At 64.7% G+C, this 23,479-nt stretch carries 20 protein-coding genes and 2 pseudogenes; 14 read left to right on the plus strand and 8 right to left on the minus strand.

The annotated features are described in order from the left end of the window. Window positions 1-14 precede the first annotated feature (14 nt). Together ACP96_RS18350 and ACP96_RS00980 are read left to right on the plus strand one after the other, a co-directional pair. Window positions 15-134, plus strand: a pseudogene (locus ACP96_RS18350) (IS5/IS1182 family transposase); the annotation flags it as partial. A 392-nt stretch (window positions 135-526) separates the two neighbouring features. Further along, a pseudogene (locus ACP96_RS00980) lies at window positions 527-1,347 on the plus strand (IS1595 family transposase). Window positions 1,348-1,599: 252 nt separating this feature from the next. Here ACP96_RS00980 and ACP96_RS17415 read toward each other — a convergent pair. Continuing rightward, entirely contained in the window at window positions 1,600-2,358 is a 759-nt protein-coding gene (locus ACP96_RS17415) for a glycosyltransferase family 2 protein (protein ID WP_082222424.1), read from the minus strand. 133 nt (window positions 2,359-2,491) lie between these two features. Here ACP96_RS17415 and ACP96_RS17420 point away from each other — a divergent pair, with 133 nt between their 5' ends. Then, window positions 2,492-3,559 carry a glycosyltransferase gene (locus ACP96_RS17420; protein ID WP_082222425.1) on the plus strand — a complete coding sequence of 356 codons (1,068 nt, stop codon included), beginning with the start codon at window positions 2,492-2,494 and terminating at the stop codon, window positions 3,557-3,559. Here ACP96_RS17420 and aglG read toward each other — a convergent pair. Further along, on the minus strand, window positions 3,556-4,494 hold the full coding sequence (gene aglG / locus ACP96_RS00985; protein ID WP_050031772.1) for a glucosyl-dolichyl phosphate glucuronosyltransferase: 939 nt from the start codon (window positions 4,492-4,494) through the stop codon (window positions 3,556-3,558). The genes ACP96_RS17420 and aglG overlap by 4 nt on opposite strands. Window positions 4,495-4,591: 97 nt before the next feature. Between aglG and ACP96_RS00990 the strand changes: the two genes are divergently transcribed. The 8 genes from ACP96_RS00990 (at window position 4,592) to ACP96_RS01025 (ending at window position 14,165) form a co-directional block, all read left to right on the plus strand. Then, complete coding sequence (locus ACP96_RS00990; protein WP_050031773.1) at window positions 4,592-7,738, plus strand: oligosaccharyl transferase, archaeosortase A system-associated; 3,147 nt, start codon at window positions 4,592-4,594, stop codon at window positions 7,736-7,738. 101 nt (window positions 7,739-7,839) lie between these two features. Continuing rightward, complete coding sequence (locus ACP96_RS00995) at window positions 7,840-8,784, plus strand: DUF368 domain-containing protein (RefSeq protein WP_050031774.1); 945 nt, start codon at window positions 7,840-7,842, stop codon at window positions 8,782-8,784. Window positions 8,785-8,878: 94 nt separating this feature from the next. After that, window positions 8,879-10,054 (plus strand): CapA family protein, encoded by a 1,176-nt coding sequence (locus ACP96_RS01000; RefSeq protein ID WP_050031775.1) that lies wholly within the window; start codon window positions 8,879-8,881, stop codon window positions 10,052-10,054. Between the two features lie 122 nt (window positions 10,055-10,176). Continuing rightward, window positions 10,177-10,752: a DUF7342 family protein gene (locus ACP96_RS01005; RefSeq protein WP_050031777.1), complete on the plus strand. Its 576-nt coding sequence runs from the start codon at window positions 10,177-10,179 to the stop codon at window positions 10,750-10,752. Beyond that, a complete protein-coding gene (locus ACP96_RS01010) occupies window positions 10,749-11,195 on the plus strand; it encodes a hypothetical protein (RefSeq protein WP_050023305.1) in 447 nt (148 codons plus the stop codon). The genes ACP96_RS01005 and ACP96_RS01010 overlap by 4 nt, the downstream gene beginning before the upstream one ends. A gap of 77 nt (window positions 11,196-11,272) precedes the next feature. Further along, window positions 11,273-12,295 carry an NADP-dependent oxidoreductase gene (locus ACP96_RS01015; protein ID WP_050031778.1) on the plus strand — a complete coding sequence of 341 codons (1,023 nt, stop codon included), beginning with the start codon at window positions 11,273-11,275 and terminating at the stop codon, window positions 12,293-12,295. Between the two features lie 108 nt (window positions 12,296-12,403). Further along, on the plus strand, window positions 12,404-13,684 hold the full coding sequence (locus ACP96_RS01020) for an amidohydrolase (protein WP_050031779.1): 1,281 nt from the start codon (window positions 12,404-12,406) through the stop codon (window positions 13,682-13,684). A 76-nt stretch (window positions 13,685-13,760) separates the two neighbouring features. Continuing rightward, entirely contained in the window at window positions 13,761-14,165 is a 405-nt protein-coding gene (locus ACP96_RS01025) for a hypothetical protein (protein WP_050031781.1), read from the plus strand. Between the two features lie 693 nt (window positions 14,166-14,858). Here the strand turns inward: ACP96_RS01025 and ACP96_RS01030 are convergent. The 6 genes from ACP96_RS01030 to ACP96_RS01055 form a co-directional block, all read right to left on the minus strand. Then, on the minus strand, window positions 14,859-15,461 hold the full coding sequence (locus ACP96_RS01030) for a CDP-alcohol phosphatidyltransferase family protein (RefSeq protein WP_050031782.1): 603 nt from the start codon (window positions 15,459-15,461) through the stop codon (window positions 14,859-14,861). A 26-nt stretch (window positions 15,462-15,487) separates the two neighbouring features. Continuing rightward, the gene (locus ACP96_RS01035) at window positions 15,488-16,033 is read right to left on the minus strand and encodes an adenylate kinase family protein (protein ID WP_050031784.1); all 546 of its coding nucleotides are present in this window, start codon (window positions 16,031-16,033) and stop codon (window positions 15,488-15,490) included. After that, the gene (gene hisC / locus ACP96_RS01040; protein WP_050031785.1) at window positions 16,030-17,124 is read right to left on the minus strand and encodes a histidinol-phosphate transaminase; all 1,095 of its coding nucleotides are present in this window, start codon (window positions 17,122-17,124) and stop codon (window positions 16,030-16,032) included. Before hisC ends, ACP96_RS01035 begins: the two co-directional genes overlap by 4 nt. Window positions 17,125-17,233: 109 nt before the next feature. Further along, window positions 17,234-17,977 carry a fumarylacetoacetate hydrolase family protein gene (locus ACP96_RS01045; protein ID WP_050031787.1) on the minus strand — a complete coding sequence of 248 codons (744 nt, stop codon included), beginning with the start codon at window positions 17,975-17,977 and terminating at the stop codon, window positions 17,234-17,236. A 62-nt stretch (window positions 17,978-18,039) separates the two neighbouring features. Continuing rightward, window positions 18,040-19,068, minus strand: a complete 1,029-nt coding sequence (locus ACP96_RS01050) for a zinc ribbon domain-containing protein (protein WP_050031788.1) — start codon at window positions 19,066-19,068, stop codon at window positions 18,040-18,042. Window positions 19,069-19,093: 25 nt separating this feature from the next. Then, window positions 19,094-20,209 carry an ATP-binding protein gene (locus ACP96_RS01055; protein ID WP_050031789.1) on the minus strand — a complete coding sequence of 372 codons (1,116 nt, stop codon included), beginning with the start codon at window positions 20,207-20,209 and terminating at the stop codon, window positions 19,094-19,096. Between the two features lie 303 nt (window positions 20,210-20,512). Here ACP96_RS01055 and ACP96_RS01060 point away from each other — a divergent pair, with 303 nt between their 5' ends. The 3 genes from ACP96_RS01060 to ACP96_RS01070 all read left to right on the plus strand — a co-directional run bounded on the left by ACP96_RS01060 (window position 20,513) and on the right by ACP96_RS01070 (window position 23,396). After that, window positions 20,513-21,235, plus strand: coding sequence for a metal-dependent hydrolase (locus ACP96_RS01060; protein WP_050031790.1), 723 nt, complete (start codon window positions 20,513-20,515; stop codon window positions 21,233-21,235). A gap of 261 nt (window positions 21,236-21,496) precedes the next feature. After that, window positions 21,497-22,894 carry a sugar porter family MFS transporter gene (locus ACP96_RS01065; RefSeq protein WP_050031791.1) on the plus strand — a complete coding sequence of 466 codons (1,398 nt, stop codon included), beginning with the start codon at window positions 21,497-21,499 and terminating at the stop codon, window positions 22,892-22,894. A 103-nt stretch (window positions 22,895-22,997) separates the two neighbouring features. Next, window positions 22,998-23,396, plus strand: a complete 399-nt coding sequence (locus tag ACP96_RS01070; RefSeq protein ID WP_004045839.1) for an OsmC family protein — start codon at window positions 22,998-23,000, stop codon at window positions 23,394-23,396. Window positions 23,397-23,479: the final 83 nt, after the last annotated feature.

Raw genomic sequence — 23,479 nt, forward strand, 5'->3', positions numbered from 1 at the left:
AATAACATAAAACTAACTCGGCTGTGAAGCGCTCGCTCGGCTTCGCCGTGCGAGCGCGGTCATGGTTTCGTGAGTTCCGCGAAATCGCGCTGATGTGTGTCGTCTATAACATCAAGCGCTTCGTCAAACAGTGAATCTCTACGCCTTACAGCGATTCAACACAGCCGGTGGAGATCATTGGTCCGTTCTCAGTAGTAGTCTCTCAACGAGTGGCTGATGAGATTGGTGTAAGCGAGCGCAATAGAAACCACAGGTACCTGCCTTCAGTAGATATTCGTGTTGGACCGCGCAGGCGAGAGCCGGACACTGACTGGGTAGTTTTCGGGACAGATACAACGCCACCGCTGATGATGCGACAAAATCTGTCTTATACCACGAACGCTCTTGGGTAGAGGATTGTTGGTGAATTCTCAGCAGTAGCTGGAAGTCACAGCGGGCAAGGGTGACGCGGCCGCGTCACCCGACGAACGATGTTCCAATCAAGACGTTCGTCTCGGAGCGACGCGCCGCGAATCTGCTGGCATAGATTCAGTGGCGTGACGGCGTCTATTGCCCACGTTGCCGTGGCGAATCTGTGATTCGGTACGGCAGCTATCGGGTATTTCAGCGGTATCTCTGTAAGGATTGCGACCGCACGTTCAACGATCAAACAGGCACAGTGTTCGAACACTCCGCAGTAGCGCTTAGAAAGTGGTTCCTCGCAGTCAACACGTACATCCGTTTCAACGCGAGTCTCAGGCAGTTAGACGTAGAAATCGACGTTCCTTACAAGACGATCTACCGGCGCGTCCAGCGCTTCCTACGATCGCTGGACGCGCCTCGACTACAATTTGAAGGCCCGATTGAGATCGACGAATTCTACGTGAAAGCTGGACTCAAAGGCCGCGAGCGCGACTAGCCGTCGCGCTCGCGTGCTGTCACGCGCGAACGTGGATAACGCTGAGGACAAACTCCCCTCTTTGTTCTCGCAGATCGTGGCAGTGGTGAACGGTACGTGATCCCGGCGAAAGCCGCAACGGAATCGAAGATTCGACTCCTGCTGGCGGTCGGCCAGCAGGAGTCGTTAACTGTTTATACTGACGGCTTTCGGGCGTACGAACCTCTTGAGGAGGACGACACATTCACTCGTGAATACGTCGTCCACGGTGACGGTGAGTATGTTAATGGAGACGTTCACATGAACACCTGCGAGAGCCACGCGTCGCTGGCGTGACGGTGGCTCTCGCCGCATCGAGGTTCTCCAAAGACAGACTCACACCGTATTTTCGAACGTTTCAGCTCTGCCGTGAAGTGTTCCGCAAACCAGGTGAAGAAGCGCTCAAAATAATCCTCGAAACTGTACTGTGACTCACCAACAATCTATACCACAAGAGCGTTAACTAAAGACGGATGAGAACTACCGTTCCGCGAACCGAAGACGCAGCACGAGTTAGACAAGTTCGACTCGGGCGCGCCACATATTGTAAAATTCTGTCGCGGCGGAGTTGATGTCAGTATTGATGAGCCAATATCTGTTGGAACTAGTCACTAAGTAAGACGCCGAGACTGTGTTCGGAATGAGACGCTGAGAGACTATTTCCGGTCGCACGTCTGACTCACTCAATTATCTTGGATTTGTCTAATAATACTTCTCATAGCGACAATTGGGGGCGTTAATATTCTCCCTAATGCAGGTAAGATATTCTTGAAGCCATTCATCCAAACGCGCTGGATGAGAAAAAGATCAATAAAATGATATCCTGGCTCAAGTATGAGCCCCCGGAGCGAGGGTTCAGTATGTTTCGCTTGAAGTCCGGTGTAATTCCAGAATTTCTTCAGGAATCCGGTATAGCTCGTGTGTGTGTAATGAATTAACCCGTTTGACTCGATTGCTGGTAGTTGATACACATCACTGTCTTCCCTAGCAACTATTCCTTGGTGAAGCCGATCGGTAACCACAACTGTGCCCTTTTTCCACAACGTTGTGGTATAGTCGGGCCAGCTAAACTCGTACCAAGAATCCAGAATAAAGTTCTTTCGCGGAACTTTAATTACGTCGTGTTCTTCTCGCTTTATAATCTGTTGTAGTGTTTCTGCGAGCGACTCTGGAATGCGCTCATCAGCATCGATCCGTAATATCCACTCATTGGTGGCCTCATCAATCCCATATTGGCGAAGTATCTCGAAGGATTCTTGATCAGGGGGCACTTCTCGAACTATAGTTTTATCAGCTAATTCAGATGCAATCTCATGAGTTGAGTCGGTGCTTTCGTTATCAACAACGATAACTTCATCACACCAATCAAGGGTTGCGATACAATCGCGCAGATTTTCTTCCTCGTTGTGCGCAATAATGATCGCGGAAACTGGCGTACTCATATACTGGGTCGTTTATCGGACCCCTTCTTTTTTATCGTATTGGTCTGTTATGTCCTTCATTGATCACAAGACACGACTCACAGGTGGATACAAGTGGAAAAGCACTTTGGTTGCCACGCCTTATTATCGATAAATGGACGTTCTAATGCTTCCTTTTTTCAGCGACAACCCCTATCAAGAATTGCTAGCCGAAGGTATCCGTGGCGAAGATATTGAGGTGACGACGCAAGAGGACCCTCTGCCATTCACCCCATTCATCCATCGGATTATATTTGGAAACGTTGATGTCCTCCACATCCACTGGACTCATCCCTACTTTCTCTTCGGCAGCAGAGATAACATATACAGGATTCCTGGAATCAGGATCGTCGCTTTGCTCGCTGCGTTTTGGTTCACAGTTCAAGTTCGAGTTGCCGGAAGATTCTGTGATAGGGTGGTATGGACAGTCCATAACAAACATAACCACGAACAACGGTTCCTTCGGATTGATCGTTGGGTGAGCAGGCAACTTGGTCAGGCCGTAGATGTTGTACAGGCTTGGGATGAGAATACCGCACAAGAGGTCTCAGACACGTTCGAGATACCCCGTTCGTCAATTGAATGTATCCCCCACGGGAACTACATCCCGGTTTATGACGATACTGATGCCCCCTCGGTTGAGGAGGCACGTCAAGAACTCGGATTACAAGATTTTGATCGTGTTTTTTTATATTTCGGAATAATACGACCCTATAAGAATGTACCCGGTTTGCTGAAAGCTTTCTCAAAGATCGATTCAAACACGTGTTTGCTAATCGCTGGAAACCCAATGAACGCTGAAGTAAAGAGAAATATCCAAGAACTCGCAGTAGATGATCCACGTGTCAGGCTTGATTTGCGATATATCCCGGATAAGGAGGTTCCTAAGTTCTTTACTGCGTGTGATGCGGCTATTTTCCCTTATAAAGACATTTTCAACTCTGGCTCTGTTGTACTCGCTATGAGTTTTGGACGTACGTTTCTAGCACCAGCAAAGGGGAGTATTCAGACAATCGCCCCGGATGAAAATCTGCTGTACAATGACTTAGAATCCGGCCTTCGAAGGCTACAGCAAAAATCCCGGAGGGACCTACAAATAATCGGTGAGAGTAATCTAAAGGCAGCAAAGGATAATCATGACTGGGATAAAATATCTCGACAGACGGTAGAGTTGTACTCTTAGCTGTTTGCTTTTTCCACTATGTCCGGTGTTAACATCGCATACAGGTACCCGAACCCTACAGCTCCTGTAAACACAAAGATTGACACCAACTGCTTCACGCCTGCTAGTGACGGCGATTGGATCAAGTCTTTCACTCGTCTCGGCACAAAGCATGTCAATAGTTGTTTCAGATAGTCCCCCTTGGCGTCGGGCGCGTCCGGATACAGGAGGTCCATAACCCGTTTCGAATACCCCTGCCAGAACGACCGCGACACCAGCCACCGGAACTCCCCGCGGTACTCGAACAGGGTGTGATACACGACCGCGTCCTCGGTGTACACCATCCCCTGTCCAAACTCCTCCAGCAGCCGAATCCCCACGGGCGCCTCGTGCGCCTGTAGGTGTTTGTCGCCCTTCCGGCCCGTGTTCGGGTCGTAGCCGCCGACCTCCAGGAACGCCTCGCGTCGGTACGAGATGTTCGATCCGTACGTGTTTCGGACCTCCTCGCCGTCCTCGGCGAACCCCGGCTCGACGCAGCCGACGAGCCAGTAGAACTCCTCGGGGAAGAAGTCGGGTCGCTCCCCCTGCCAGTTCGGGCGCACGTCGCCGCCGGCCGCGATGGCGTCCGTCTCCTCGTACACGTCGACGAGGTTCGCGATCCAGTCTTCCTCGGCCACCCCGTCGTCGTCGATGAACGCGACGATCTCGCCCGACGCCAGCTCCGCGCCCCGTGTCCGACTGTAGGAGATGCCCTGATTCTCGTCGTTGTCGGAGATCACGACGTTCTCGTTGTCCCCGAAGTCCTCGACCGCGCGCTCGTACACGTCGGGGTTGCCGTCGATCACGAGCACGACCTCGATCGGGTCATGGGTCTGCGCGAGCGCGCTCTCGACGGCCTCGGTAAACACGTCGTAGCGCTCCATCGTGTACGTGCAAACGACGACGGAGACCTTCATTATCGCCGACTCTCTCGCCCGGATCAATAAGGATTCTGACCCGCCGCCGGGCGGTATATAACAAGCCTTATGGAGGTTTTGCGAGTGACATCGTGTAATGAGTCAGCAAACCGACGCCGTCGACGCCGACGGGGGATCGCCTCTCGACGCGCTGCGACGGTGGTATCACGTCCCGATCCTCCTCGGGGCGCTCGCGTTCATGCTGTGGACTCGCCTCCGGTCGTACGGTAACTTCATCCAAGACGGCGAGGTGTACTTCCGCGGCAACGACGCGTGGTATCACTTCCGCGAGACGAGCTACCTCCTCGAAAACTGGCCGAACACGCTCCCCTTCGACGTGTGGACCGGCTTCCCGTACGGCCGGTCGGCCGGCCAGTTCGGGACGCTCTGGGACCACATCATGGCGGTGAGCGTCTGGATCGCCCGTCCCATCATGGGAAGCACCGAAGAGGTCCTGCTGATCATGGCCCCCATCGCGGGAGCGCTCGTTGCGGTTCCGACCTACTTCATCGCTCGGCGGTTCGTCGATCGCTTTGCGGCCCTCGCCGCGGTCGTCGTGCTTGCGCTCCTCCCGGGAACCTTCTTCAGCTACAGTCTCGTCGGCTTCCCGGACCACAGCGCGGCCGAGGTGCTCTTCCAGAGTATCGCCGTCCTCGCGTTCCTCGTCGCCTTCGCGGTCGCCGAACGGGAGGCACCGGTCTGGGAACTCGTCGTCGATCGGGACTGGACCGCCCTCAAGCGTCCCGCCGCGTACGCGGCCGCCGCGGGCGTGGCGCTCGGTCTCTACATGTGGACGTGGCAGCCGGGCGTCCTCATGGTGGGGTTCACCGGCGTCTTCCTCGCGGTCAAGATCACGAGCGACGTGTACCACGAGAGGAGCCCCGAGCCGATCGCCTTCGCGGGCGCGGTGTCGATGGCCGTCGCCGGGCTGATGCAGGTGATTCCGCTCGACAACTTCTCGTTCGCCGTCACCAGCTACTCGCTCACGCAGGTCATTCTCCCCCTCGGCGTCGCCGTCGGCGCCGTCTTCCTCGCGTGGCTCGCTCGCCAGTGGGAATCGCGCGACCTCGAGACGATGACCTACCCGCCCGCGGTCGGCGGCCTCATCCTCGCGTCCATGGGCGTCGTCTGGCTCGCGCTCCCCTCGCTGTGGTCGACGCTCACGAGTAACCTGTTGAACTTCGTCGGCTTCAGCGCCCGCGCGACGTTCCAGACGATCGGCGAAGGCCAACCCCCCCTCCAAGACGCCTCCTTCGCCGACTTCGTGCTCTCGGAGTACGGGCTCGCCTTCTTCCTCGCGCTCGCCGCAGTCCTCTACGTCGTCGCCCGGCCCCTCTACCGCTCCGACGACGCGAACCACACGCTCTACATCCCGGCCGCGCTCGCCGTGGTCGGGTCCGTCTACGCGGTTCCCCAACTCTACGACGCGATTGGCGGCGTCGTCGGCGTGGGCTGGCAGGTGGTCGGGCTCGTCGTCGCCGCGGCCTTCCTCGTCGGTGCGACGTTCCTCGTCGAGTACGACACCGAGGACCTCTACTTCATCGTGTGGGCGGCGTTCATCGGCAGCGCCGCGTTCACCCAGACCCGATTCAACTACTACCTCGCGGTGATCGTCGCGGTCGGCGCGGCGTACTTCGTCCAGCTTGCCGTCGACTTCCTGCGTCTGCGCTCGCTCGACGAAGCCCGCGACATCGAGGGATGGCAGGCGATGGGCGCGCTCGTGCTCGTCGTCATCGTCCTCGTCCCGCTGGTCGCGATGGCGACGCCGGTGTGGGCCGCGGGCGCGAACACCGGCCCAGGCAGCGTCACGCAGTGGGACGGGAGCCTCCAGTGGATGAACGACGAGACGCCCACGCCGGGCGAGCTCGAGGGCGCCGACAACCCCATGGAGCTGTACGGCACCTACGAGCGCCCCGCCGACGGCGACTTCGAGTATCCGGAGGGCGCGTACGGCGTGCAGTCGTGGTGGGACTACGGGCACTGGATCACCACCCGCGCCGAGCGCATCCCGAACGCGAACCCGTTCCAGCAGAACGCGAACGAAGCCGCCGACTACCTCCTCGCGCCCAGCGAGGAGGCGTCCCGCGAGGTGCTCGCCAGCCAGAGCACGGAGGGTGAACACACCCGCTACGTGATGGTCGACTCGCAGATGGCCTCGCCCAACTCCAAGTTCGGCGCGCCCGTCACGTTCTACTCGGGCAACGAGACGCGCTCGGACTTCAACCGCGTTCTCTACCAGCAGACGGAGCAGGGCGGGTTCCAGACGGTGATGCAGGTGAACACCCAACGGTATCACGAGAGCCAGATGATCCGGCTGTACGAGCACTACGGCAGCGCGGTCGACCCCGCGCCGGTCGTCGTCGACTGGGAGACCCAGACCGCCCAGACAGCGAGCGGCGAGCAGGTCGACGTCGACACGCTTCCGGAGGATCAGGGCGCGACGATCCGACAGTTCGACAACGTCTCTGCGGCCCGCGCGTACGTCGAAGAAGACGGGAGCGCCCAGATCGGCGGCGTCGGTGACCTCCCCTCGGAGCGCGTCGAGGCCCTCGAGAACCACCGACTCGTTCACGCGTCGGAGGCGGCGGGGCAGTCGCCGTCGGCGCTGCAGGTGCAGGTCCTCCAGCAGTTCGGCGTCGACGTCCAGAGCGTCCTCGGCGAGTCGACCCTGCAGGCCTTCCAAGACGACTTCGTGAAGACGTTCGAACGCGTCCCCGGCGCGACGATCGAGGGCTCGGGCGCGGAGCCCGGCCAGGAGGTCGAAGCGACCGTCGAGCTCGAAAAGTCCACGGGAGACACCTTCGAGTACACCCAGTACGCCGAGGCCGACGCGAACGGGGACTTCGAGCTCACGGTCCCCTACTCGACGACGGGATACGACGAGTTCGGCCCCGAGAACGGCTACACGAACACGAGCGTTCGCGCGACCGGTCCGTACCAGCTCTCGACCGGGCTCTCGATCGATAACGGCACCGCAAGCGCGCTCACTGGCACGGTGAACGTGACCGAAGCGCAAGTCGTCGGCGCGGACGACGCGGCCGCCACGGTCGAACTCGAAGAGACGACTCTCGGCGGCGGCGAAGGCGAGGACGGCAGTGACGGTAGCAGCGACACCAGCAATAGCGACGGACCCAGCGGCAGCGACAGTACCGCCAACGACGACGGGAACACGACGAACGCGCTAACGGCGGCCGACGCGCTCGCCATCGACGCGTCCGCCGATCCCTCCCTTACCACGGCGTAACGTCGGATCACTGTCGCACCGCCTCCAGTTTTATCAGTTGGCCGCGTGTACCGAGTAAATATCTCGTCGTACGACCGCCTCCCGAATGACCGTGGTAGTACATGAGTGACCGCCGAAAGTGGGCCGCGCTGTACCTGAAGGGGATCGCGATGGGGAGCGCGGACGCGGTCCCCGGCGTCTCCGGCGGCACCATCGCGCTGATCGTCGGGATCTATGAACGGCTGATCGCGGCGGTCACCGCGGTCGATCCGGGTCGGATCCGACGCGTGCTCGCGGGCGTCCTCCCCGGGAACCTCTCCGACGCACGCGCCGCGTTTCGCGAGATCGATGGCGCCTTCCTGGTCGTCCTCCTCGCGGGGATCGGAACCGCGGTCGTCGCCGTACTCAGCGGCGTGGACTACCTGCTCGAAACGCGTCCCGTCGCGACGTACGGCTTTTTCTTCGGGCTGATCGCCGCGAGCGCGGCTGTGCTTTTGGGCGACGTCGAACTCGACACGCCGCGTCGGAAAGCGGCCGCCTTCGGCGGGTTCTCGCTCGCCTTTCTCGCGTCGGGATACGCCTCGACGGCGCTTTCGAACTCGCTACCGGTCGTGTTCGTTGCCGGCGCGGTCGCGGTCAGCGCGATGATCCTCCCGGGCGTCTCCGGATCGCTGCTGCTCATCGTGCTCGGCCAGTACGAGTACATGTCGGGAACGGTGAGCCGGTTCGTCGACGGACTCGCCGCGGTCGCGCTCGGAAACGGGACGGACGCGCTCGCCGAGACGCTTCCTCCGGTCGCGACGTTCCTCCTCGGGGGCGTCGTCGGCGTGGTCACGATCGCTCACGCCGTGAAGTACGCGCTCACTCGGGCCCGGGCCGCGACGCTCGCGTTCCTCGTCAGCCTGATCGTCGGCGCGCTCCGGGCGCCACTCGTCGAGGTGTCGATTCGACTGGCAGAAAGCGGCGAGGCGTGGGGGGCCGCGGCGCCGCGGTTCGCGCTCGCGGCGGTCGGCGGCGCGGCGCTGGTGCTCGTGTTGGACCGGTACTCCGCGGCGATCGAGTACTGACCGCGGCCGACGCACGTCGGAGTACCGCCTCCTCGAAGCGACTCGCTCGCCACGGACCGCAGGTTGAAGTCCGCGCTCGTCGAAGGCGAGAGCGATGCGAACGCGCCGGACCCTGCTGACATCGGGCGTCGCCGGGCTCGCTGGGATCGCCGGGTGTACCGCTATGCCCCCGACTGCGAACGACGAGAGCCTCGGAGCGACCGGCGACGACGCCGAAACGGGCGATAACGACGCTGATGCGGGCGACGAGGACGACTCCACCGAGGGCGACGCGACCCGGATAGGGTTCGTCGGCGACCTGATGCTCGGTCGGAGCGTCAACGAGCGGTGGGCCGACGACGATACTCCCGAAAACGTCTGGGGGTCGACACTCTCGCGACTCCAAGAACTCGACGGACTGGTCGGAAACCTGGAGTGTTGCGTCTCCAATCGTGGGACGCGCTGGCCGGACAAGGGGTATTACTTCCGGTCGGATCCCGACTTCGCCGTGCCGGCCTTGGAGGCCGCAGGCGCTGCGTTCGTCTCGCTCGCGAACAACCACGTCCTTGACTACAGCGAGCCTGCGCTCCGAGACACCGACTCGCACCTGACCGACGCCGGGATCGCACACGCCGGCGCCGGCACCGACAGCGACTCCGCGCTCGAACCCGCGGCCTTCGAGGCGGGCGATCTGACCGTCGCGGCCTTCGGGCTCACCGACCAGTCCGAGGAGTTCGCCGCGGGAGCGTCGGAGCCGGGGACCGCCTTTGCGACGCTCGATCCGTCCGTGCCCGCGACGCGCTCGCTGGTCGAGACGGTTCTCGAGCGCGCGGCGGAACACGACCCCGACCTCGTCGTCGCGTCGCTCCACTGGGGACCGAACTGGGAGACCGAACCTCGGGCGGTCCACGAGCGGTTCGGCCGGTGGCTGATCGATCAGGGTGTCGACGTGGTTCACGGCCACAGCGCACACGTTCTCCAAGGCGTCGAGGTGTACCACGGGCGCCCGATCATCTACGACGCGGGGGACTTCGTCGACGACTATGTCGACTACATCGACCGGGAGGGCGTCCACAACAAGCGGAGCGCCCTCTTCGAACTGGTGGTGCGTGACGGCAACCTTGACGAACTGGTCGTCGAGCCGATCGAGATCGTCGACGAGGCGGCGACGCTGGCGGACGACGACATCGCCGAGTGGGTGCGCGATACCCTCACAGCGCGTTCTGCGGCGTTCGACACCGAAGTCGAGCGGAGCGGCGACCGGTTGGCGTTCCCGCTGAGCGAGGAGTGAAAGCTAGCCGGCGCCGGAAGCCACCGCGCCATTCTCTCGACTACGGTTGCCGCTGTTGAGCCACTGGGATGGATTATCCCGTTCTACAAAGATTTATTCCGTATAAAGTCGATATATTCCGTATGGACGATCTGCGCCCCGAACTGACGGCCTCTCGCGACGAGCGGAGAGAGGCGCCGGACTTCGACGCACTCACTCCACCATCCGAGCTCGTGAGTGGTGATCGTACGCGAGACGATTTCCTCGATGCGGTTCTCGGGCTCGACGCCCCCGCGACGGCGGGCGACGTGGCGGAACTCGCTGGACACGGCGTGGACGCCGCGCGCGAGTACTTGGACTGGTTTGAACGGATGGGCGTCGTGACCCAAGTCACCGAGTCCCCGGCGACCTACGAGCGCAATCAGGAGTACTTGAACTGGCGACGCGTCCAAACGCTTCGCACCGAGTACGCCACCGACGAACTACTCGATCTCCTGCAGACGGAGGCAGAACGCGTTGAGGAATTTACGGCCGAGTTCGACGCCGCGTCCCCCGACGATGTTTCGATCACGGGTTATGCCGCGGAGACCGACCGGCCTATCGAAGAGGTCTGGGGACGCCTCTCCGCGTGGCGCACGGCTCGCCGTCGGGTGTCGCTTCTCGAGCGAGCGTTGACGACGGCATCCGACGACGCCGCTGATTCACGATCGGTCGTATGACACACGGACGTGACGAGAATGCGTCCACTCCCGATCGCGGCGCGCCGATCGACTTCGACCGACTGGAGATCGTCCGCGAGCGGTTCACCACTGACGACCGATTCGCTCGCATTGAGGCGCACCCGACGTTCGCTCCCGAACGGTTGCAGTGCGTGTACAATCGGCAGCTCTATCCGGGAAGTGTCCAGGCCGCCCGTCTGGAGGTCGTCTGGTACCAGAACGGCGACTTCTCGATCCACTACCACGAGGACCACGGGACTAGCGAATACGATCACCGATGGGACAGACACCCCTCTGACCACAACACACGGGATCACGTCCACCCGGGGCCGGACGCACCGACCCCAGGCGAGAACGCGTCGCACCCGACGGACTGGCGAGATGTCCTTTCGATGGCGCTTTCGGAAGTCGACGACCGACAGCGCGCGTTCTGGGAGCCCTAATCCCGTAACCAGCAGATTTCGACCCCGCTCCCTGCTGGCGTCCAAACCCTATTGGGTCCGATGCCCCAACGACGACCGTGACGAACACCAACCGCGAGTGGCTTCTCGCCGAGCGACCCGACGGCGAACCCGACATGGACAGCTTCGAACTGCGCGAAACGGACGTCCCCTCCCCCGCCCCCGGCGAACTCCTCGTCCGGACGCGATACCTCTCGGTCGATCCCTACATGCGCGGCCGAATGCGCGACGCCGAGTCGTACGCCGAGCCGTGGGACGTGGGCGACGCGCTGAAGGGCGGCGTCGTCGGCGAGGTGGTCGAGAGCGAGAGCGACGCGTACGACGCGGGCGACCTCGTGACGGGCGAGGGCCGGTGGGCCGACTACGCGACCCTCGACGCCGACGAGGTCGCGCCGGTCGACCCGACGGTCGCCGATCCGGAAGCGTATCTCGGCGTGCTCGGGATGCCCGGTCGAACCGCCTACTTCGGCCTGCTGGAGGTCGGCGAGCCCAAGCCCGGCGACACCGTCGTCGTCTCCGGTGCCGCGGGCGCGGTCGGCTCGGTCGTCGGCCAGATCGCCAAGCGCAACGGCTGTCGCGTGGTCGGCTTCGCCGGTAGCGACGAGAAGACAGCGTGGCTCACCGACGACCTCGGCTTCGACGCCGCGATCAACTACAAGACGGCCGACGACTACCGCGCCGCGCTCGACGAGGCCGCGCCCGACGGCGTCGACGTGTACTACGACAACGTCGGCGGCCCCATTACGGACGCCGTGTTCACGAAACTGAACCTCGACGCTCGCGTCGCGGTCTGCGGCCAGATCGCCCACTACAACGACGAGGAGGCCCCGACGGGGCCGCGGAAGCTCCCGCAGCTGATCGCGGTGCGAGCCAAAGTCGAGGGGCTTCTCGTCGGCGACTTCGCGACCCGGTTCGGCGAGGCAAGCGAGCGGCTCGGCCAGTGGGTCGCCAGCGGCGAACTCGAACACCGCGAGACGGTCGTCGACGGGCTGGAGAACGCCCCCGACGCCTTCCTCGGGCTCTTCGCGGGCGACAACATCGGCAAGCAGGTGGTGCGAGTGTCGGCCGCGGGCGAAGAGTAGCGAGGCGGCGATCGGGGTCGTGGTCCCGACCTCGGCATCCCTTCCCTCGGTGTGCGGGAGTAAGCCACGACCATGATTAAGTAGCCTGACCGCCTCCCCTTCGGACAGATGTCCCACGACGCGCGAGCCAGACTGAGCGACCTCCGGCGGGCGTTCCACCGTCATCCGGAGCCCGGATGGCGCGAGTTCCGAACGACCGCCCGCGTCGTCGAGGAGCTCGAGCGAATCGGCGTCGACGAGATCGCGGTCGGCCGCGACGCGCTCGCGACTGACGCGCGGATGGCCGTGCCCGACGACGACGAGATCCAGCCGTGGCTCGACCGCGCTCGGCGCGCCGGCGTCAGCGACGACCTCCTCGAACGCACCGCGGGCGGTCACACCGGCGTCGTCGCGACGCTCTCGCAGGGCGAGGGGCCGTGCATCGGCCTGCGCGTCGATCTCGACGCGATCTCGATTCGGGAGTCGGACGAGCCCGATCACCGGCCGGCGGCGGAGGGGTTCCGGTCCGAACACGACGGGTACATGCACGCGTGCGGGCACGACGCGCACCTCGCGATCGCGCTCGGCACGCTGGAAGCGGTCAAAGAGAGCGCCTTCGAGGGGACGGTCAAGGTGTTCTTTCAGCCGGCCGAGGAGATCTCCGGGGGCGGCAAGGCGATGGCCGAGAGCGGCCACCTCGACGGCGTCGACTACCTGTTCGCGCTCCACATCGGACTCGGACACCCGACGGGCGAGATCGTCGCCGGCGTCGAGAGCCCGCTGGCGATGGCGCACCTGACGGCCACCTTCGAGGGCGCGAGCGCGCACGCCGGGAAGGCGCCCAACGAGGGCGCCAACGCCATGCAGGCCGCCGCAGCTGCGATCCGGAACGCCTACGGCATCGCTCGCCACCGCGACGGGGCGACGCGGGTGAACGTTGGCCGGATCGAGGGGGGCTCCGCGAGCAACGTCATCGCGGAGGAGGTGACGATCGACGCCGAGGTGCGCGGCGAGACGACCAAGCTGATGACGTACGCGCGCACCGAGCTCGAGCGAATCCTGTACGCCGCCGCCGAGCTCCACGACTGCGATGTGACGCCCCGCGTGATCAGCGAGTCGCCGTGCGTCGACAGCCACCCGGCGCTCCGGGAGCTCGTCGGGAACGTGGCGTGGGACGTCGACGGCGTCGAGCGCGTGATCCCGTCCGAGGAGTTCGGCGTGAGCGAGGACGGCACGTATCTGATGCGGCAGGTGCAAGACGCCGGCGGGCTGGCTTCGTACGTGCTCGTCGGCACGGATCACCCGACGAGCCACCACACCCCCACCTTCGACGTCGACGAGGAGAGCCTCGCGATCGGCGTCGCGCTGCTGTCGGACGCCTTTGTCGAACTGTCGCGGCGGCGACCGTGAACTCCGGCTCGGCCGTCAGCTCTGGTTGGAGCCGGCTCCAAGCTTTTTGCGACCGCCCGTCGTACGCGCGACCACCGTGGCCGACACGATCCAGGTCCGACTGGCGGCCGCCGCCTGCGATCGCTGTCCCGTAGCCGTGCTCTCGGAACGGACGGCCCTACGAGAGGTCCGGGTCGACCCAGTCGACGAGCGCGCCGACTTCGTCGCCGACGAGCGTCCGCCCGACCCGCCGGGCGAACTGGTCGCCACCTTCGTGTTGACCGGGGATGGCGAGCTACAGGCGATCGTCAACGTGTTCGGCGCGGCGGAGGTGCGCCGGATCCTCGTCGACCGAGACGAGGGGGACGGCGGCGACGGAGACTGGCGACGGGACGTGGTCCCGATCGATCTCTCCGGCGTGACGGAGCGGCAAGCGGCGGAACCCGGAGACGTGGGTCGCGCGAGCGACGCGGCCGTAATCCCGTCTTCGCGGGGCTGTTGAAACCCGTTGTTGACCCAGTTCTCTCGGTCTCGATCGGTACAGGTACGGGGGCGGTCGAGAGCGGGAGTGAGCGTTGGAGATCGGCGATGAGATTCGGTATTTAAACGGCACTGAGCAGCGGCGACAATCCGTTATAAATGAACGAGGCGGTGGCGCGCGCCTCCGAGCGGGCCGTAGACCCGCGAGGAGCGTCGCGCGAGGGAGTCGCTGGCGCCTTATAAGGCGCCAGCGACAGGGCGAGAGCGAAGCTCTCGCTTGCAGCCGGACGTAGTCCGGCGACGAGGCTGGGGAGGCGTGAGGTGCGGGGCGGTTGCGGGCGGGTGGGGCTCAAAGGGGCAGGCGGCGAGGCGGGCGCAGGCGTTCACGAGAGCGAAGCTCTCGTGAGCCAATCAGAACGCGAAGCGTTCTGATGACGACACAAGCACCGCAACGAGGGAGCGAACGACGTGAGCGACTGAGTGAGGAGCGCAGCGAGCGTGCGCCCGCCTCGCCGACTGGGGCTTTGGAGGTGTTCGCCGCAAAGTCGCTAATCACTCATAAACAGTCGACAGTAACACCACTCGATCATGTATACACAACCACTCACCCAACCCGATATACCTACACCCGCTATCGATCAAGAGGTAGTCCTAATCGACGGGCTGTTTCGCAGGAATGAATGTCAAGATCTGAGTGTTCAACAGAGTCGTTCCCTTATAAATCGCGCCACGCACCGAGGAACCGCTGGACCGCAGTCAGGTGGCCGACGGCCGCGAACAGCGCGAGCAGGAGGCCGACGACGTTCAGGCCGACGACGATCGGCGCCGAGTAGACGGCGGCGACGACGCCGACGATCCCCATCAGCGCGAGCCGATCCGCCCGGCCGAGCAGGCCGCCGTACTCGCGGCCGATGCCGACCGCCTGGATCTGGGTGCCCATGTACGAGGTCATCAGCACGCCGGTCACCGCGGCGAAGCCGAGCGCGTACGCTTCGATCCCGACCGTGAACCCGGCGATCACCGCGATGTCGGCGTAGCGGTCGAGGACGTGGTCGAGGAGGTCGCCGCCGTCGGAGGAGACCTCGAGGTGGCGCGCGAGCGCGCCGTCGACGATGTCGAGCCAGCCGTTGAGCAGGACCAAGACCGCCCCGGCAATATAAAAGACGGGCTCGCCGACGGCGAACGCGCCGGCGGCGGCGACGGCGGCGCCGAACGCGAGGACGCTCACTTGGTCCGGCGAGAGCCCGATCTTGGCCGCGGCGCGCACCCACGGCCCGAGCAGGCGGTCCGCGACCGAGCGGTACTGGTCGAGGGTCATCTATCGATCCGACCGTCGCGGCGGGCTCATATATATTCCATGAAGTCGACGGTGCCCGCGCTCGGCTCGCGGTCACCCTCGATCGCGGCGCGGATCGCGTCCGCGACCGCCTCCGGATCGCGGTCGGTGGTGTCGATCTCGTAGACGTTCTCCGTCCCGTGTTCGGCGACCGCTTCCGAGAGGATCACGTCGAGCGCCTCGCTCTCCGCGTTTTCGGCGGCGGTCGCGTCCGATTCGCCCCGCTCGCGGAGCCGCGCTTCGATCGTCTCCGGGTGACACCGGAGGACGATCACGCGGTCGACGTCGAACCGGTGCGCCAAGTGGGAGTCGAGCACGCCGGCCCAGTCGCCGAGGCGCTCGCGGACCGCGTCGAGGTCGGCGACGAGCGTGTCGCGGTCGGCGTCGCGCTCGGTCCAGAGGTCGTCGTCCCCCTTGATGCGGTCGTTGAGGTGGATCACGTCGTACTCGTCCGCGAGCAGTTCCGTCGCCGTCGACTTCCCGGTTCCGGGGGTGCCGGTGACGGCGACGCGGGTCGGCGGGGAGCCCGAGCCGGATGGATCTGCGCCGCTCACGCCCGAACACCCAACCCGAGGTCGGCGAGCGTCTCGTTGAGCCGGTCGACGGCCTCGCGGGTGCCCTCGCGCGTGCCGGTCGAGATCCGGACGTGGTTCGGGAGCCCGAACGAGGTGCAGTCGCGGATGATCACGCCGCGCTCCTGCGCCGCCTCGGCGACCTGCTCCGCGTCGCCGACCTCGGCGAGCACGAAGTTTCCGGCCGACTCGACGGTCGGGGCGTCGAGCTCGTCAGCGATGTACTCGCGGGCCCAGCGCGCCGTCTCGACCGACTCCGCGACGTGCTCCTCGTCGTCGAGGGCCGCGAGCGCGGCCCGGCACGCGAGCTCGTTCGCCGCGAAGGGGGTGTTGACCCGGGCGTACGCCTCGCCCCACGCCTCCGGGACGACGCTGTAGCCGATCCGGAGCCCCGCGAGCCCGTACGCCTTCGAGAAGGTGCGGAGCACCGCCACGTCGTCGCGCTCGTCGACCAGCGGGATCGCGCTGTCGACCGCGGCGAACTCGCCGTACGCCTCGTCGACGACGACGAGGGTCTCCTCCGCGGTCGCGTCCGCGATCGCGCGCACCTCGTCTAGGGGCATGACCGAGCCCGAGGGGTTGTGCGGCGACGTGAGGTAGACGATCCGCTCGCCGCCGTAGGCGGTCAACACGGTCTCAGCGTCCTGTGCGAAGCCGTCGTCGGGGGAGAGCGCGTACTCGGAGACCTCGCCGTGGTGGTACCGGGCCGACATCCCGTAGTAGGCGAAGCCGGGAGTCGGCACCAGGACCTCGTCGCCGGGCTCCAACGCGGCCCGCGAGAGGTAGTCGATCGAGCCGTCGGCGCCGGGCGAGACCCACACCTGGTCGGTCGACACGTCCCACTTCTCGGCCAGCTTCGCGGTGAGGTCTGTGTGCGAGGACTTGGGGTACTGGTGGACGCGGTCGGCGTGCTCGCGGATCGCCTCGACGGCCGCCGGACTCGGGCCGTGCGGGTTCTCGTTCGACGAGAGCTTGATGAGGTCGTCGGGGTCGAGCCCACGGTCGCGGGCGACCTCCTCGACGCCCCGACCCGGCACGTACCGCGAGTGATCGGAGAGATCCCGTGGTTGCATGCGCGTGGATCCGGGCGGGGCGCTCTTAAGGGTGGCCGAACCGGTCGTTCACCGGAAACGCGGTGTGCGACCGGACAGCACGGACCGCAAAACGAAGGCGGAGATCGGGTCAGGGAACCCGCACGTCGTGTTCGAGCGTCCCGACGCCCTCGATTTCGACCTCGACGGTGTCGCCGTCGGAGAGGGCGCCGACGCCCTCGGGCGTGCCGGTCGAGATCACGTCGCCGGGCTCCAAGGTGAGGTAGGTCGTGATCTCCTCGATCAGCGTCGGCACGTCGAACATGAGGTGCGAGCGGTCGCTCGACTGCTCCGTCTCGCCGTTGACGCGGAGCTCGACGCTCGCGTCGCTCGGGACCTCGTCCGGGGTCGCGAGCACCGGACCGAGCGGCGCCGATCCGTCGAACGCCTTGCCGCGCACCCAGTTCTGCTCGCGTTCCTGGTCGTCGCGGTTCGATACGTCGTTCATGCATGTGAACCCGGCGACGACGTCCATCGCGTCCTCGGCGTCGACGCCCTTGCACTGCTCACCGATGACGACCGCGATCTCGGCCTCCCAGTCGATCCGGTCTTTCCCCGCGGGGACCGTGATCTCGTCGCCGTGGCTCGCCACCGCGTTCGGCGGCTTCAGGAAGAGGAGCGGTCGGTCCGGTACGTCGTTGCCGAGCTCGGCGGCGTGATCAGCGTAGTTGCGGCCGATACAGACGATCTTCGTCGGCTCCGCGGGCGGGAGCACGTCGATCGCGGGATCGTCGAGCGCGTACTCCTCGCCGGCGAAGGCGACGGTGTCGGTCTCGGGGTCGTAGGTCCCCTCGCGGATCGAGCCGGCCGGGTCGCGGAACCGTGCGTGGTGCATACCGGGCCATCAAACGGACTGGCAAAAGGATTACCGAAGGACCCTCGTCGGAACGCGGTAGCTCAGCGTTCTCGCTCCGGCTCTCGTTCCGGCTCCTCGCCCTGTCCGAACTCGGAGCCGTCGACATCGACGGCGTTTGGATCGAGGTCCGGATCGGTCTTCGTTTCGCTCGCGTCGCCCCCGAACAGCTCCTCGCGGGCGCAGTCGGCGCAGTAGTGGTTGTGCCGGGTCGAGTGGGTCCGGATCGGGACGCCCGCGACGACCGTCTCGTCGCGGCGCCGGCGGACGACGCCGCGCTCGAACCTCTCGCCGCAGACGATACAGGGCGCTTCCGTCCGCTCCGTCGCGGGGGTGATCCGGTGGTCGACGGTCCGGATCCGGCCGAACCGTGTGATCCCGTGTTGGCGGTCGAGCCGTCGCTCCCCCGGCGGAGAGATCGCTAGCCCGATGGCGGCAAACGCGAGCCCGAACAGCGCGACTGGGACCGAACCCACTTCGGCTGAGACGGCGGCGATCCCGAGCCCGATCAGCAGGAGAATGCCGCCCAAGAGGTAGCCGGAGAGCGTGACGAGCGGGTCGTCGTCGTCGCCGCGCGTCGTCAGTTCGTCGTCCGGGATCGGGCCGTCGGAGACGCTGAGACGACGCGTCTCTGCCATCTCGGAGTAGTTGTACCACCCGTACAGCAGGTTCCCGACGCCGCCGGTCGTCGGGAGCAGAAGGACGTGGACGGGTATCGAGCCGATATCCCTGTCGACGAGCACGACCCGATCGCCGTGGTCTTCGGTCAGCTCCCAGCCGGCATTGAGGTGGTCGCGAACCCGGACGCGGAACTCGCGTCGGGCGTCCGGATCCACGGCGTCACCGACCTCGGTGCTCTCGCACGGCGCGCCGCAGTTCGCGCAGAACTCGTCGTCTGGCGCGACGGACTCGCCGCACTCTGTGCAGTACGCGGACGGGGCGTCGTCTCGCGAGTCCGCAGCGCGCAGGTCGGCGCCACAGCCCGGACAGAAGTTCGCGTCTGGCGCGACCGCGCTGTTGCACTCGCGACACCGATCGGTCCGCGGCGGGGCGTCGTTCCGCTCGGAGGGCATCGGAGGCGGTTCGTGCGGCGGGCGGTTAACTCCTCTCCCGCCGGTCTCGTCGACGCAGTCGGAGCGAGACGTCGTTGCCACCGAGGTCGCTCGCGGCGAAGGACAGCTCCCCGCCGAACGTCTCGACGGTTAGCTCGGTGAGCCAGAGTCCGAGCCCGCTCCCGTGGTGGGTCGATGTTATCTCCGAACCGTCGAGGATCACGTCCCGCTCGTCGGCGGGGATCCGCGGTCCGTCGTCCTCGACGTGGATCGCGATCCACTCGTCGGATGCCGCGCCGGGGGCGTCCTCGGCGTCGTCGACCCGGACCCGGACCCGCGGCTCCGGTCTCGGGTTGTGCTCTATCGCGTTGTCGACGAGGCTGTCGATCGCGTACCGCAGGCGGCTGTCGGCCATCACCGGTCCGTTGTCGGCGATATCGACCTCGATCGCGGCGCTCGGCGACTGTTCCCGGTGATCGTCGACGACCGCTCGAACCATCGGTTCGGGATCGATGTCCGTCGCCTCGTCCGTGGGATGTTCGAGGACGCGGCGGATGTGACTCGCCTCTTCGGCCAGTCGTTCCAGCTCGTGGGCGGCCCGCTCGATCGTGGCCGCCACGTCCGTCGTCTCGCCGCCCTGATCGTCCAGCTCGGCCAGCAGCCGCGTCGTGTGACCGGCGACGACGTTGGCGTTGTTCCGGAGATTGTGCCGGAGGACCCGATTCAACACCTCTAGCCGCCGTTCGTTCCGAGACACCTCCGTGAGGTCGGTGTAGACGGCGAAGCCGCCGTCGAGATCACCGGTTCCGCCCTCGCTGCCGGCGTACGGAATTCCGCGGTACAGGAACTCTCGGAGCCCGGTCGCGGTCTCGCGGGTCACCTGCTGGTAGTTGATCTCGCCGGAGGCCGTGTTCGCGTCCAACCCCTCCGCCTCCGCGAGCTTCCAGTCGGGGACGACCCACTCGTTGAGCGATTCGCCGTGTATCTCGTCGGCGTCGTAGCCGAAGACGTCCACGAACGCCCGGTTGACGTCGCTGACGACGGGATCGCCGTCGACGAGGTCGAACTCGACGACCGCGTCCTGAACGTGCTCGATGAGGTGCCGATACCGGTCGGTCTCCGTCTCGCCGTCGACACGTCCGTCGATCGTCTCACGTGCCATGTCGAGGCTCCACTGTCACGGAGTCCGTAGGCCGATCCGGCTGTTAAGCGTGTAGCCGTGGGAAGATATTGCGACGTATCGTGGAAGAATTGATCGTTCGACGGAAATGTCTGGGTATAAAAACTCGGAGTAGACACATCGTCTGTTCTACCGTTGCGTTGCCTGCGGATCGCGCTTTCGGCCTGCGGATCGCGCTTCGGTCTGCGAATCTCCCTTCGGCCCGCAAATTACCACCCGCGACGCCGCGTTCGGATCCGCGGTGTCGACTTTTATTACGACTCGCTGAGACGTACCACGCGTACCATGGAACTCACCTGGCACGGCCACTCCACGTGGCACGTCGTCGTCGACGACACGGAACTCCTGATCGATCCGTTCTTCGACAACCCGAAGACCGATGTCGACCCGGAGGAACTCGACCCCGACTACCTCCTCCTGACCCACGGTCACTCGGACCACATCGGCGACGCCGACCGATACGAGGGCGCGACGGTGGTCGCCACCCCCGAGTTGACGGGGTACGTCCAGGACAACTTCGGCCACGACGACGCCGTCGGCGGCATGGGGATGAACATCGGCGGCACCGTCGAGTGCGGCGACGCGTGGGTGACGATGGTTCGCGCGGACCACTCGAACGGAATCGACAACGGCTACGGTACCTCCGCCGGGATGCCGGCCGGGTTCGTGATCGGCGACAAGAAGCCGACCCAGGAGTCAGATGCCGACTGCACGACGTTTTACCACGCGGGCGATACGTCGCTGATGTCCGAGATGGTGGACGTGATCGCGCCGTACCTCGAACCCGACGCCGCCGCGCTGCCGACTGGCGACCACTTCACGATGGGCCCCGCCGGGGCCGGCATCGCCGCCGACTGGGTGGGCGCCGACGTGGTGTTCCCGATGCACTACGACTCGTTCCCGCCGATCGAAATCGAGACGCAGGAGTTCGTCAACGAGGTGAAGGCGGCCGGCGCCGCGGCCGAACCCGTCGTCCTCGAGGGCGACGAGACGTACGTGTTGGAGTAATCGGAGCCGGCACGCGGCGGTGATCGTTTTTTTTTTTTCACGCGACGACACGCCGGAGAGCCGCGGGACTCGGATTTCGATCGGTGACTGCGTCGCCGCGTTCTCATGGCTATAGAATACTATTCGGAGACGAATAAATATTATACAAACAGGGGTAGATTCCGTTGATCTCCAAGAGCATGAAATAACACTATAGATTTAAATTAATAATAAATCAGAAGACTTCTAAATAAAAGACGGTTACGGTCAGATTGGTACGTCATGTCAACCGCAGATATGCGGGCTGTGATCCGCGGAGAGGGCGGCCGATTCGTCTACATCGTCTCCGCGCTCGCAGCGCTCAACGGACTCCTGTTCGGGTTCGACACCGGGATCATCTCCGGAGCCATCCTCTTCATCGACACGACCTTCGAGCTGACGCCGCTGGTGGAGGGGATCGTCGTCAGCGGCGCGATGGTCGGGGCGGCCGCCGGCGCGGCCGTCGGCGGGCAGATCTCCGACCGAATCGGCCGCAAACGGTTCATTCTCCTGTCGGCCGGGGTGTTCTTCCTCGGCTCGTTCCTCCTGGCGGTCGCGCCGACCGTCGAGGTGCTCGTCGCGGGGCGGATGATCGACGGGATCGCCATCGGCTTCGCGTCGATCGTCGGCCCCCTGTACATCTCCGAGATCGCGCCCCCCTCCGTCCGCGGCGGCCTCACGTCGCTGAACCAGCTGATGGTCACCGTCGGGATCCTCTCGTCGTACTTCGTCAACTACGCCTTCTCCGGCTCCGGCTCGTGGCGGATCATGCTCGGCGCGGGGATGGTCCCCGCCGTCGTGCTCGCGATCGGCATGCTCCGGATGCCCGAGAGCCCCCGGTGGCTCTACGAGCAGGGCCGGACCGACGAGGCCCGCGCCGTGCTCCGCCGCACGCGCGACGGCGACATCGAGCCGGAGCTCTCCGATATCGAGGCGACCGTCGAGGCGCAGTCCGGAAACGGGGTCCGGGACCTCCTCAGCCCGTGGATGCGCCCGGCGATGGTCGTGGGTCTCGGGCTCGCGATCTTCCAGCAGATCACCGGGATCAACGCGATAATGTACTACGCGCCGACGATCCTGGAGTCGACCGCGTTCGGGAGCTCGCAGTCGATCCTCGCGTCGGTGGCCATCGGGATCGTCAACGTCGGGATGACGGTCGTCGCGATCCTCCTCGTCGACCGCGTCGGACGACGCCCGCTCCTGCTCGTCGGGACCGGTGGGATGATCGGGTCGCTGACCGTCGCCGGGCTCGTCTTCCAATTCGCCGACCCGACCGGCGGGATGGGGTGGCTGGCGACGCTCACGCTCATCGCGTTCGTCGCGTTCTTCGCGATCGGGCTCGGACCGGTGTTCTGGCTGCTCATCTCCGAGATCTACCCACTCGCCGTCCGCGGGAGCGCGATGGGGCTCGTGACCGTCGCCAACTGGCTCGCGAACCTCGCCGTGGCGCTGTCGTTCCCCGTGCTGCTCGACGGGATCGGCACCCCGATGACGTTCTGGCTGTTCGGCGTCTGTAGCGTCGTCGCGCTCCTCTTCACCTACCGCACCGTTCCCGAGACGAAGGGCCGGACGCTGGAGGCGATCGAGGCCGACCTCCGGGGCGCGACCGGGGCGTCGGCGGAGGTTCCGGGAGACGACTGAGCGAGCGCGGTAACAGCCGATCGAGCGCGCCGTCGTTCGGTGAACTTCCGACGTTCCGATGCCGGTAACCTTTATCCCCGCGAGACCGAATCGGAGAACGACTATGGCAGACATCGAGACATCCACCGTTTCCGAGGAAGGCTACGCCTGCACGAGTCAGGTCGGCGAGTTCGACCTGCAGATCGACGCGACCGACGAGACGGGACCGAACCCGAACGCCGCGCTCGTCGCGACGTACGCCTCCTGTTACCTCCCCGCATTCCGCGTCGGCGGGAGCCAGCGCGGCGAGGAGGAGCTCGGCAAGGTCCAGATCGACGCGAGCGCGGAGCTCGACGACGACGACGACCTGGAGTCCATCGCTTTCGACGTACACGTCGAGGCCGACCTCGACGACGAGACCGCGGACGACATCGCCGAGCGCGCCGAGGGCATCTGTCACGTCCACAGCGCGCTGCGCGACGGCCTCCACGCCGACATCAGCGTCTACCCTGGCGCGTTCTGAGCCGGCGTCGCGAACGCTTCGAGGGTCCAGCGGTTCAACGATTTTTTGCGTTAGCTCGCACGGTTCGGGAGCCGTCGGACCGT

Origin of the sequence: Halorubrum halophilum, assembly GCF_000739595.1 — an archaeon.
In the GTDB taxonomy this organism is placed as follows: Archaea; Halobacteriota; Halobacteria; order Halobacteriales; family Haloferacaceae; genus Halorubrum; species Halorubrum halophilum.

Bases quoted from the DNA above. Each gene is read 5' to 3' on its own strand.
- ACP96_RS17415 (WP_082222424.1), bottom strand. From the start codon at position 2,358: ATGAGTACGCCAGTTTCCGCGATCATTATTGCGCACAACGAGGAAGAA.
- ACP96_RS17420 (WP_082222425.1), top strand. From the start codon at position 2,492: ATGGACGTTCTAATGCTTCCTTTTTTCAGCGACAACCCCTATCAAGAA.
- aglG (WP_050031772.1), bottom strand. From the start codon at position 4,494: ATGAAGGTCTCCGTCGTCGTTTGCACGTACACGATGGAGCGCTACGAC.
- ACP96_RS00990 (WP_050031773.1), top strand. From the start codon at position 4,592: ATGAGTCAGCAAACCGACGCCGTCGACGCCGACGGGGGATCGCCTCTC.
- ACP96_RS00995 (WP_050031774.1), top strand. From the start codon at position 7,840: ATGAGTGACCGCCGAAAGTGGGCCGCGCTGTACCTGAAGGGGATCGCG.
- ACP96_RS01000 (WP_050031775.1), top strand. From the start codon at position 8,879: ATGCGAACGCGCCGGACCCTGCTGACATCGGGCGTCGCCGGGCTCGCT.
- ACP96_RS01005 (WP_050031777.1), top strand. From the start codon at position 10,177: ATGGACGATCTGCGCCCCGAACTGACGGCCTCTCGCGACGAGCGGAGA.
- ACP96_RS01010 (WP_050023305.1), top strand. From the start codon at position 10,749: ATGACACACGGACGTGACGAGAATGCGTCCACTCCCGATCGCGGCGCG.
- ACP96_RS01020 (WP_050031779.1), top strand. From the start codon at position 12,404: ATGTCCCACGACGCGCGAGCCAGACTGAGCGACCTCCGGCGGGCGTTC.
- ACP96_RS01030 (WP_050031782.1), bottom strand. From the start codon at position 15,461: ATGACCCTCGACCAGTACCGCTCGGTCGCGGACCGCCTGCTCGGGCCG.
- hisC (WP_050031785.1), bottom strand. From the start codon at position 17,124: ATGCAACCACGGGATCTCTCCGATCACTCGCGGTACGTGCCGGGTCGG.
- ACP96_RS01045 (WP_050031787.1), bottom strand. From the start codon at position 17,977: ATGCACCACGCACGGTTCCGCGACCCGGCCGGCTCGATCCGCGAGGGG.
- ACP96_RS01050 (WP_050031788.1), bottom strand. From the start codon at position 19,068: ATGCCCTCCGAGCGGAACGACGCCCCGCCGCGGACCGATCGGTGTCGC.
- ACP96_RS01055 (WP_050031789.1), bottom strand. From the start codon at position 20,209: ATGGCACGTGAGACGATCGACGGACGTGTCGACGGCGAGACGGAGACC.
- ACP96_RS01060 (WP_050031790.1), top strand. From the start codon at position 20,513: ATGGAACTCACCTGGCACGGCCACTCCACGTGGCACGTCGTCGTCGAC.
- ACP96_RS01065 (WP_050031791.1), top strand. From the start codon at position 21,497: ATGTCAACCGCAGATATGCGGGCTGTGATCCGCGGAGAGGGCGGCCGA.
- ACP96_RS01070 (WP_004045839.1), top strand. From the start codon at position 22,998: ATGGCAGACATCGAGACATCCACCGTTTCCGAGGAAGGCTACGCCTGC.